This window comes from Bradyrhizobium sp. P2_E8 (assembly GCF_056403875.1).
Genome location: NZ_JBFUES010000166.1, coordinates 1 through 10,135 on the forward strand (window position 1 = coordinate 1; position 10,135 = coordinate 10,135).

Sequence of the window (10,135 nt, forward strand, 5' to 3'; positions counted from 1 at the left end):
ATCCGGGTGAGGGGGAGCCTCCGCGAGTCCAACTGCCACCTTTTCTGCGGAAGCAGGCCGCTCACCCCAACCCTCTCCCCGTCAGAACGGGGAGAGGGAGAAGAGACCGCCTTCGTCAACTCACTCGTGCCCCGGACGCGGCACAGCACGCCCGGCGATGCGAAGCATTGTCCGGTCGTGATGCGCCGCTGAGCCGGGGCCCTTATTGCGGGATCGATGCTTGTGGCTCCTGGGTCCCGGCTCGCGCTTCGCGCGTCCGGGACACGTGAGCCATGTTTTCGACGTGCGGCTGTGTTATTGACCGGCCATGCTCGACACAGTCCAGCCTCGTCCGCAGCCGCAAGCCGGCGTGCCGCAAAACCATCTCGCCGAAGAGTTCGTCGAGACGCTGCGGCTGGCCGTGCCGATGATGCTGACGCAGCTTGGGCAGATCGCGATGATCACGACCGATCTCGCGCTGATCGGGCGGCTCGGCGAGGAGGTGGTCGCGGCGGCCGCGCTGGCGCATACGGTCTATTTCGTCAGCTTCACCTTCGGGCTCGGCCTGATGTCCGCGGTGTCGCCGCTGGCCGCGCAGGCGTTCGGCGCCGGCGACGTCAGGCGCATCCGCGGCGCCTTGCGCGTCGGCCTGTGGGTCGCGTTGCTGATCTCTCTGCCAATGATGGCCTCGCCGCTCTATGGCGAGCACATTCTGCTCGCACTTGGCCAGGCGTCGCAATCGGCCGCACTGGCGCAGCGCTATCTCTATGGCCTCGCCTGGGGCATCGCGCCGGCGCTCGGCTTCATCGCGCTGCGCAGCATGATGAGCGCGGTGAACCGCCCACAGGCGCCGCTGTGGATCACGGTCGCGGCGATCCCTGTCAATGCGGTGCTGGTCTATGCCCTGATCCACGGGCTGTTCGGCATGCCCCAGCTCGGTCTGTTCGGCGCCGGCCTTGGAACCACGCTGGTCAATCTCGGCACCTTCCTTGCCGCGCTCGCGGTCGTGGCCTGGCGCAAGCCGTTTTCGGACTACCACCCGCTCGCAAACCTCTGGCGGATCGACTGGCCGCTGATGCGCCAGCTCGTCACCATCGGTGCGCCGATCTCGTTTTCGCTGCTGCTGGAGTATGGCCTGTTTTCGTCGGCCGCGCTGCTGATGGGACTGATCTCGACCGCCGCGATCGCCGCGCACCAGATCGCGCTGCAGGTCACCGCCGTGCTGTTCATGGTGCCGCTCGGCATCGGCATGGCGGCTACGGTGCGCGTCGGCCATGCCTTCGGCCGCAACGAGCCGCTCGCCGTCAGGCGCGCGGGCCTCGTCGCCGCCGTGCTCGGGATCGTGCTCGTCTCCGCGCTGACGGTCGCCATCATCCTCGGCCGTTACCAGGTGGGCCGGCTGTTCTTCGGCGGCAGCGAGGCCAGCGCGGCGACGATCGAATTGACGGCGACGCTGCTGGTCGTCGGGGCAACGTTCTTCATCGCCGACGGCCTGCAGACCATCATGGGCGGCGCGCTGCGCGGCATCAATGACACCAGGATGACGCTGGTGTTCGCGGCGATCGGCTATTGGTGCGTCGCCTTCCCGGTCGGCTGGGTGCTGGCCTTCAACGCCCAGCTCGGCGCGGTCGGGATCTGGATCGGTTTTTCAGTCGGCTCGTTCGTTTATGCCGGCCTTCTGATCTTGCGCTTCCGGATGCTGACGCGCAGACTGGCGGGATGACCGGACAGGTTCGCGAAATCACCCCCAATGTCGACGCCGGCACAGTGCTGGCCGGCGCGCAGTTCATCGACGCGTTTCGCGTCGATATCGGTACGGCCGCAGTGAACGCACGCGAGGCCTGCACGCGGATGGTCGCGAACGAGCCGGGCTGGATCAGCGCGCTGGTGCGCCTGCGCAACATTCTCGTCACGCCATTCGGCCTGAAAAAATCCGGCGAAGGCGCGCCCGCACCCGGCGGCCTGATCGGACTGTTTCCCGTGTTGAGCGAGACACCGGAGCGACTGATCGCCGGCTTCAATGATTTTCACCTCGATTTCCGCATTGTGGTGGACGTGGCCGGGGATGCAGCGAGCCGTGAGGTGACCCTGACTACGCTGGTGAAGACGAACAATTTGCTCGGACGGACCTATCTCGCGATCATCACGCCGTTCCACAAGGTCGTGGCCCGCAGCATGATCGGGGGGATCGCGGAGCCGGCGCGATGACGCTCTCCGTCGACCTGTTCTATTCCTTCCGCAGTCCCTACAGCTATCTGGCGCTGCCGAGGACGCTGAAGCTGGTCGAAGAGTATGATCTCGCGGTGAACCTGCGACCGGTCTACCCGATCGCAGTCCGCGTGCCCGGCTTCTTCAAGAAGGCCAGCCCGAACTTCATTCGCTATGTGGTGCTCGACAGCACGCGCGTAGCGCAGCACGAGGGCATTCCATTCCGCTTCCCGAGGCCGGATCCGATCGTGCAGGACAAGACGACGTTCGATGTCGCGGCCGAGCAGCCCTACATCCACCGGCTGACCCGGCTGGGTGCGATGGCGCAGCTCGAGGGCCGTTCGCTCGCATTCACCGACGCAATCGCCCGCGTGCTGTGGGACGGCTCGGTGGCGGGCTGGAACGAAGGCGATCATCTCGCCTGCGCCGCCGGGAAGGCCGGCTTCGATCTCGCCGCGATGGATGAAGCGATCAGCGCAGATCCGGATCGTTACGAGCGGGTGATCGCCGAGAACGAGAAGGACCACRCCGCCTCCGGCCATTGGGGCGTGCCGACCTTCGTGTTCGAGAACGAGCCGTTCTTCGGCCAGGACCGCATCGATCTCCTGCTCTGGCGCATGGTGGCTAAGGGCCTGACGAAGCGATAGTGCGCGGCCGGCATGAACCGGTTCCTCGAAAGCTGCGACTGAGACGTGGCGCCCCGATCCCAGCGGCGCGTTCGGAGGGTCGCATGTATCTGGCAAAGTTCTTCCACCGCGCACCCGGCGATGACGATCGCGAATTGATGCTGGTCCCGGGCAGCGATCCCATGGTGATCGGCGTTCATATGAACTGGAAGGGCGATCCCGACGCGGATGAATTTTCGCGCAAGACATTTTCCAATATTGCCGATGCGGCTGCGGCGTTCCGCCGTCAGGTCGCCGATCTCGTCGCGGCCGGCTATGTCGAGACCGTCCACACTCAATATACGCTGCGCGATCTGCCGCCCGATCCGGACGCCAAGCCGGACTGGCAGAAGGGCCTGGACGAGCTGATGATCCTGGCGCTTGCCGCGCCGATGGCCGAGCAGGCAAGCCAGCTCGAAACACTCAAAGGCACGCCGGCCGAGCACGAGCCGCTTTATCTCTGGCACGCCGCGCGCCGCAGTTCTTCCGCAGGAGACGACACGGCACGGACAGTGCGCCTCGCCGAGCAGGCGCGCGACACGCTGCTGGCGCGGCGCGCGGCCAAGGAGCCGCATTATGCGTGGTCGATCTACGAGGGCGATCTGGAAGGGCGAATCCTGGAATTGCTGAGCGATGTTTATCTGGAGGCCGACAATCCCGATGCCGCGCTGAAGACGATCGAGCATTTGTGCAAGACCGCCCCGAACCACGCGCGCATCCTCAAGCGCGCCGAGCTGCTCTGCGGCTTCTTTCCCGAKCGGCGGGAAGAGGCTTTTGACGACGCCTATCAATGGTCGCGTTTCGGCGGCTATGAGGACATCATGGCGTTTCCCGGCTATGCCGAATACGAAGCAAAGCGCAAGGCGGGAGGCTCCAAGAAAGGCTGGCGCTGGAAGCGCGGCACGCCGGCGAGCGAGGCGGATGTGACGGCGGCGGAGCAGGCGCTGGGCGTCCAGCTCCCCGACGACTATCGCAAATTCCTGCTGAAGCGCGGCGAGGCCGAGCTGCTGGTGCGTTTGCCCCAATCGTCCTCCGAACTGCGCTTCTATGCGCCCGAGGAGTTGACCAAGCAGGTTCGCAATCTCGTTGACTTCATCGCCCATTCCGATGACGAGGTCGAAGAGGCCTGCGCTTATTTCCGCAAGGAATACGGCGTGTCGCTGAAACATCTCGTGCCGATCGCGGAGCCGTCGCAACTCAGCCGCTGCCTGTTGCTCCATGTCGAGCCCGGCGAACGCTACGGCCAGTGCTTTCAGTGGGACCATGACGGCGCCTGGGAGCTGGAGCAGCGGCAGCCGTCTTTCGACGTTGCATTGAAGGCGCTGACCGATGGCATCGCGCAGCGCGATGCGACGCAGCTCGCGTTCTTCGATCTCTCCTGACGCGGCGGTAGGGCGTGTTCCCTCGAAGGCGACGCGGTCGCCCGTCAACTTCGCACCGGCTGCCCCACCCCGAGCAAGTTACCTTCGCTGTCGCGAAACCAGGCGCCCCGCTCTCCAACACCCTTGCTGGGGTAATTTCCCGCAATCTCGGCAATCCCCTCGACAGTCTTCAGGCCGGGCAGATCGTACTCCTCGAACTCGACTCCCCGCGCGCGAAGCTCGCGTACGGTTGCCTCGATATCCTCGACCTCCCATCCCATCTGCGTGTGCGTGTGGGCTTGCACTCCTGCCGAGATGAATATCGCAAACTCGCCCCCCGCGCAGACATAGCGGAGTCCGCCCGCACGCTCTTCTATCGGCTCGAGCCCGAGTTTCTCGGAGTAGAATGCCCGAGCGCGGTTCAGGTCYTTTGCCGGAAGCCGGGTTGCCACCTTCGCGTTCCCTAGCATGTTCTCTCCCTTCCTCGTCTCAAGCTCGTTCACTGTTCTACGGCGCTTTGCAGTCGGCAGCCGACGCTTTTGAGTACACGCCCAAGCTCACTCCGCCACGCGTGCGGACTTGTCGGTCGAGACTTCCGACCATTCGCCGACGACGCGGTCGAGATCGCAGAGATTCTGGTGCATCTGCTCCAGCGAGAAGCCGATGGCGAAGAAGCGTTCGGCGGTGTCGCCGGAATGGCCGCGGATCAGACCGTCATGGCGCACCGCGGCAACCGCCTCGGCGTAGTGCTGAAGCGCGACATGCACGGGATGGATCGGCGGCGCGCCGACGCCCTCGCGCAAAGCCGCGGCGGCCGAACGCAGGAACCGCGCGATCACGGTCGAGACTTCCGTCAAGGGAGCTRCAAGCCGCATCTGCACCTCGGCCGGCAGCGGCACCACGGTGGCGCGGCCGATCATCACGACGTCATGGCGCAGCCGCAGGACCGTTCGCAGCAAGGGACCGGTGTCGGGCCCGCTCGACAGGCGCGCGGCGCGCTCGCGCTCGGCCTCGGCGCCGATCGCATTGAGACCGACCATCGCCGTGCCGATGCCGTCCTGGATCCGATGCAGCGCGTCGTTGTCGCGGCCGCGCGTCAGGCCCGCAAGCAGTTCGGTGAAGGCATCCGCGATCAGCTCGAGCAGCGTGGCCGCGCTGGCGCGGATCTGCCGCACCGCGCGCGACGGCAGCACCAGGAATGAGACCAGCAGCCCGGTGATGGCGCCGACCCCGACCTCGCTGACGCGGTCGATCGCCGACGCCAGGGGATCGGAATGATGCATGGTCGGAACCAGCAGCACGATGATCGCGGTCACCGTCGCGGCGTTGAGGCTCGGATTGATCGCGGCCACGAAGGCGAGTGGCGCGACCGCCAGGACCAGCAGCCCCAACAAACCGGCTTCGGTCGAATAGGGGATCAGGATCGCGATGGCGCCGCCATAGATGGCGCCGCCGATCGTGCCGAGCACGTAGTCGCGCGTTGCCTTCAGCGAGCGGCCGACGCTCATCTGGGTCACGATCAGCGAGGTCAGCACGGCCCAGAGCGGCAATAGCAGATGCAGCGCGGTGGCGATCGCATAGGCCGCCACCGCGGCCACCGTGACCCGGATCGCCAGCCCCAGCTGCGTCCGCCGTGATCGGATCCGGTCGAACATTTGTCTTGCGAGTGCCATCGTCGAATGTCCCGGTCCGATCCTCTTGGAGCCTGCCAAAAGCATAGCTGATGCCCGCGGCCCCCAGGCCGCTTGAAAGGCCAAATCGGCCCGCCTAACTTGCGCGCCAAAACGAGGAAACACGATGGCCCACGAAACCGCAACGCTCGCCGCCTATGTCTTCAATCTGAAATACCAGGATATTCCAGCGGAAGTGCTGGACCGCGCCAAGGTGCTGACGCTGGATTTTCTCGGCAGCGCCATCCGGGCCCGCAGCGAAGCGGAATCCACCCCCTCGATCCTGAAGATGCTGGAGGCGCTCGCGCTCGACACCAAGGGCGAGTCCACCGTGTTCGGCGATAGCAAGACCTGGACCCCTGCGGTCGCGGCGCTGCTCAATGGCGCGCTCGGCCATTCCCTCGATTTCGACGACACCCATGCGGATTCCTCGCTGCATCCGAGCGCGCCGGTCGTTCCGGCCGCGTTCGCCGTCGGCGAGATGGTCGGCGCTTCCGGCCGCGACGTGCTGACCGCGATCGTGGCGGGCTATGAAGTCTGCTGCCGGCTCGGTAACGCGCTCGACCCGACCTCGCATTATGCGCGCGGCTTCCATCCGACCGCGACCGCGGGCACCTATGGCGCGGCAGCCGCGGCCGGAAAACTGTTCGGCCTCAGCGAAAAGCAGATCATCGCCGCCTTCGGCGTCTCCGGCAGCCAGGCCGCGGGCTCGCTGCAATTCCTGGTCAACGGCGCCTGGAACAAGCGCTACCAGGTCGGCGCCGCCGCGATGAACGGCGTGGTCGCCGCGACGTTGGCGCGCAACGATTTCGTCGGYGCGACCGAATCGGTCGAGGGCAAGCACGGCCTGCTCGCCGGCTACACCGACGATGCGCATCCTGAAAAGGCCGTGGCCGAGCTCGGCAAGACCTACGAGACGATGAAGATCGGCGTGAAGCCGTATCCGAGCTGCCGCTACACCCATGCCGCGATCGACGCGCTGATCGCCATGCGGCGCGAGCACAATCTGACGCCCGACCAGGTCAAGCGCGTCGAGATCGGTTTGCATCGGAACGGCATCACCCTGACCGGCGATGCCGCGACCAAGCGGCACCCGACCTCGATCGTCGGCGGCCAGTTCTCGATGTTCTTCACCGGCGCGCTCGCGCTCGACCAGGGCTCGTTCGGCTGGGACGATTACAACCGCCTTGGCGATGCCGCCATCGACGCGCTCGCCGACAAGTTCGACGTGGTGCAGGACGACCGGCTCGAGATCGGGCGCACCCATCCGTTCGGTGCGCGCGTCAGCATCACGACGGACGATGGCGTGCACGAGCGGCTCCATGCCGATCCCTCCGGCGAGCCGAACTCGTTTCCCGATGCGCAGGCAATGCAGCAGAAATTCCTGACGCTGGCGCGCCCGGTGCTGAATGCGCGGGCGGAGAAATTCGCGAATGCGATCCTGACGCTGGAGCGGTTCGATCGCGTGGCGAAGGCGACGGAGCTGGGAAGGTAGGAGACGTCTGTTTGCCTCTCCCCGCTTGCGGGGAGACGCCGGAAATGCGCGCGAAGCGCGGATGCCGGGTGAGGGGGACTCTCCGCGAATCCGTCTTTTACCTCCCTTGCGGAGACTCCCCCTCACCCCGCAAGCGGGGCGAGGGAGAAGAGGCGGCGCTCCTCGCTACTTCAGTTCGCCCCCGCCAGCTTCCCCTTCTCGGTGCGTGTTGCGGCCACCACGTCGCGCACGAGATCGAACACGCCGTCCGCTTGCGGCGGCCAGTTCGGCGAGCGGCCGAGCCGCACGATGACCAGGCGCTCCGACGGAATCACGATCGTGTACTGCCCGATCGTGCCCTTGGCGAAGAAGGCATCGCGCGGCCAGCCGTGTGTGACGCGAAAGTTCGCACCAAAACCATCGCCCTGGTTGGTCCAGAAGCCGGCGCCGATACCGACCCAGGCGTTCGGCGTGGCGGACGCTGAATAATTCACCCAGCCCTCCGGCAGGATGCGCTTGCCGCCGACAACGCCGTCGTTGAGATAAAGCTGGCCGAAGCGCGCCCAGTCGCGCGCGGAGGCCAGCATGTTGCTGGAGCCCTCGATCGTGCCGGCACTGTCGAGCTGAAGCGTGACGTTGTTCATGCCGAGCGGCGCGAACAATTCGCGGCGCGCGAAGGCCAGCGCATCTACGGGCTTGCCGCCCGCGGCGTTGCGGATCAGATGCGCGAGAATGAGAAAATTGCCGTCGTGATAATTCCACGCAGTGCCCGGCGCGGTCCCGAGCGGCGCGCGCTCGGCAAAGCTGGTCATATCGTCTTCGGCGAACTTCATGGCGTTGACCGGCTCGAGCGCGGAACCGAGGGACGCCTCCAATGAACTTCCGAGCGCAATGCCTGCGGTGTGACGCAGCAACTGATCGACCGTGATGGCATGGTGCGGATCATCAGGATTTTGCCAGGCAGCGATTGGCGCGGGCCCATCCAGCTTCAACTTGCCCTGGCGCACGAGAATGCCTGTCAACGCTGAGATCACCGACTTCGTCATGGAGAAGCCGAGCAGCTGCGTCTCGGGCCCGATGCCATCGGCATAGCGCTCGGCAATGATGCGGCCGGCCTTCATGACGACGATTGCGCGGGTGCGGCGATGAGGCGGCTGCGCGGGCTCGGCGAACGCGCGGTCGAGCGCGGCTGCCAGGTCCCCGCTTTGCGGCGGAGCGACTCCCGGGCCGGCGATCTCGGGCAGCAGCGCGGGCTGCTTGTCAGCAGGCGGCAATGCGACGTCAGTGACCCCCCGGCCGTGCTCGAGGGTGCAGCCGAGCCCCTCGCGATAGACGGCATGGCTGCGGCCGATGCCGAACAGGGTCACCGTGACATCCTTATGGGCGCGATCGATCTGCAAATTCATCGCCCAGGTCAGGAGGCCGGTACCCGGCATCGCGTCGGTGATCTCGGCGAGGTTGCGCTGGGGATCCAGGCCGGAGACGAACGTCTCCGAGCAGAGCGTGTCGGCGATGAAGCCGGTAGCAACCTTGGGCACGTTACGCGCCCGCGCCGCGCCGAGCACGAGGCCGGCGCAGGCGATGGCGGTGGTGAGGAGGACGATCTTACGGCGACGGGTCACGGGCTTTCTCCGGCTGCGGGGCGTGTGCCGAGAGGAAGTCGGATGCGGCGAATGCGCGCTCGCCGGATTTGGAAATCGGCCTCGTCGAAACTGATCGGGGCTAGCCGATTCTGGAATTATATAGCGATTTCAATGACCTGAAATCTAGGCCGCATCGACCTTGAGCCGCCGGTACTCCGTCGGCGTCACGCCGGTGACCGCCTTGAAGGCGCGGTTGAAGGGGCCGAGCGACTGAAAGCCCGCGTCCATCGCGATGGTGATGACGGGGACCTCGGCCTGGGCGGGATCGGCGAGCGCGGCCTTGGCTTCCTCGATGCGGTGGTTGTTCAGGAACACATTGAAGTTGCGATAGCCGAGCCGCTGGTTGATCAAGCGGCGCAGCCGGTATTCGGGAATTTTCAGCCGGCCCGCCAGCACGCCGATGGTGATGTTCTCCTGACGATAGATCCGCTCGTCCCCCATCAGCCGCATCAGGGCGTCGATGAGCTTTTGATCGGCGGCGTCATCGGCCGCAGGCTGACTGAAAACAATCGGCGGTGCGGGCTCCGCCGCGGCGGGAAACAGATCCGCCCCGTCAACGCGCATCATGGCATAGACGATCGCCGCGACAGTGCCGRCGAGCACGCCGGCACTGATGGTTTCGGCGACATCGCCGACGTGGTGGCCGGCGGCGGCGATCTGGAGCACCGCGTTCAGCCCGCCATAGAGCGCGGTTATGCAGACGATGAAGACACGAACGCGGCGGCGGCGCTCGACCAGGTCGGCCGGCCAGGAGGCGATCATCTGCCCGACCGCAAGCGCGATGAAACCGAGCACGATCAGATTGACCACCGTCACCGAGAACCGCACATGGCCGCTGGGTGCAATCCAGACGCAGCCTGCGAAGCTGAAGGCCGTCACCAGCGCCCAGACCCATCCGTGCCACCAGCGGAGGCGAAACTCGTCGTCGAACAGGGAGCGTGTGAACAGCCAGAACACCACGATGGTGCCGGTCGACAACGCGATCAGCGGTGCATGCCAGAGCGGGATCCGCGACGTGACATCCACCGAATAACTCGCCGCATGCGCGGCCGAGCCCAGCGCGAAGGCCGCACCGAGGCGAGCTGCGAGCACCTTGCGAAAGTCCTGCAACAGCGACGCCGCCAGCATCAGCAGC

9 protein-coding genes are annotated in these 10,135 nt (G+C 66.0%); 5 read left to right on the plus strand and 4 right to left on the minus strand.

Features of this window, described 5'->3' with window-relative positions:
• The first annotated feature begins 307 nt into the window (after positions 1-307).
• From AC1D00_RS11975 to AC1D00_RS11990, 4 genes are all read left to right on the plus strand, one after another.
• Positions 308-1,702, plus strand: a complete 1,395-nt coding sequence (locus tag AC1D00_RS11975; protein ID WP_477010808.1) for an MATE family efflux transporter — start codon at positions 308-310, stop codon at positions 1,700-1,702.
• Positions 1,699-2,187, plus strand: a complete 489-nt coding sequence (locus AC1D00_RS11980; RefSeq protein WP_135175121.1) for a DUF2867 domain-containing protein — start codon at positions 1,699-1,701, stop codon at positions 2,185-2,187. Before AC1D00_RS11975 ends, AC1D00_RS11980 begins: the two co-directional genes overlap by 4 nt.
• Positions 2,184-2,834 carry a 2-hydroxychromene-2-carboxylate isomerase gene (locus AC1D00_RS11985; protein ID WP_477010809.1) on the plus strand — a complete coding sequence of 217 codons (651 nt, stop codon included), beginning with the start codon at positions 2,184-2,186 and terminating at the stop codon, positions 2,832-2,834. Before AC1D00_RS11980 ends, AC1D00_RS11985 begins: the two co-directional genes overlap by 4 nt.
• An 83-nt stretch (positions 2,835-2,917) precedes the next feature.
• The gene (locus AC1D00_RS11990; protein ID WP_477010810.1) at positions 2,918-4,234 is read left to right on the plus strand and encodes an SMI1/KNR4 family protein; all 1,317 of its coding nucleotides are present in this window, start codon (positions 2,918-2,920) and stop codon (positions 4,232-4,234) included.
• A 44-nt stretch (positions 4,235-4,278) separates the two neighbouring features.
• Here AC1D00_RS11990 and AC1D00_RS11995 read toward each other — a convergent pair whose 3' ends face one another.
• Together AC1D00_RS11995 and AC1D00_RS12000 are read right to left on the minus strand one after the other, a co-directional pair.
• Positions 4,279-4,683 carry a VOC family protein gene (locus AC1D00_RS11995; protein WP_404551459.1) on the minus strand — a complete coding sequence of 135 codons (405 nt, stop codon included), beginning with the start codon at positions 4,681-4,683 and terminating at the stop codon, positions 4,279-4,281.
• 87 nt (positions 4,684-4,770) lie between these two features.
• Positions 4,771-5,886, minus strand: coding sequence for an FUSC family protein (locus AC1D00_RS12000; protein WP_477010811.1), 1,116 nt, complete (start codon positions 5,884-5,886; stop codon positions 4,771-4,773).
• A gap of 124 nt (positions 5,887-6,010) precedes the next feature.
• Between AC1D00_RS12000 and AC1D00_RS12005 the strand changes: the two genes are divergently transcribed.
• Positions 6,011-7,378 (plus strand): MmgE/PrpD family protein, encoded by a 1,368-nt coding sequence (locus tag AC1D00_RS12005; RefSeq protein ID WP_477010812.1) that lies wholly within the window; start codon positions 6,011-6,013, stop codon positions 7,376-7,378.
• Between the two features lie 170 nt (positions 7,379-7,548).
• Here the strand turns inward: AC1D00_RS12005 and AC1D00_RS12010 are convergent, their stop codons facing one another.
• Both AC1D00_RS12010 and AC1D00_RS12015 read right to left on the minus strand, forming a co-directional pair.
• The gene (locus AC1D00_RS12010; protein ID WP_477010813.1) at positions 7,549-8,979 is read right to left on the minus strand and encodes a serine hydrolase domain-containing protein; all 1,431 of its coding nucleotides are present in this window, start codon (positions 8,977-8,979) and stop codon (positions 7,549-7,551) included.
• Between the two features lie 144 nt (positions 8,980-9,123).
• Positions 9,124-10,134, minus strand: coding sequence for an AraC family transcriptional regulator (locus AC1D00_RS12015; RefSeq protein WP_477010814.1), 1,011 nt, complete (start codon positions 10,132-10,134; stop codon positions 9,124-9,126).
• Position 10,135 lies beyond the last annotated feature (1 nt).

Coding starts and splice junctions, on each gene's coding strand:
- AC1D00_RS11975 (WP_477010808.1), top strand. CDS start 308: ATGCTCGACACAGTCCAGCCTCGTCCGCAGCCGCAAGCCGGCGTGCCG.
- AC1D00_RS11980 (WP_135175121.1), top strand. CDS start 1,699: ATGACCGGACAGGTTCGCGAAATCACCCCCAATGTCGACGCCGGCACA.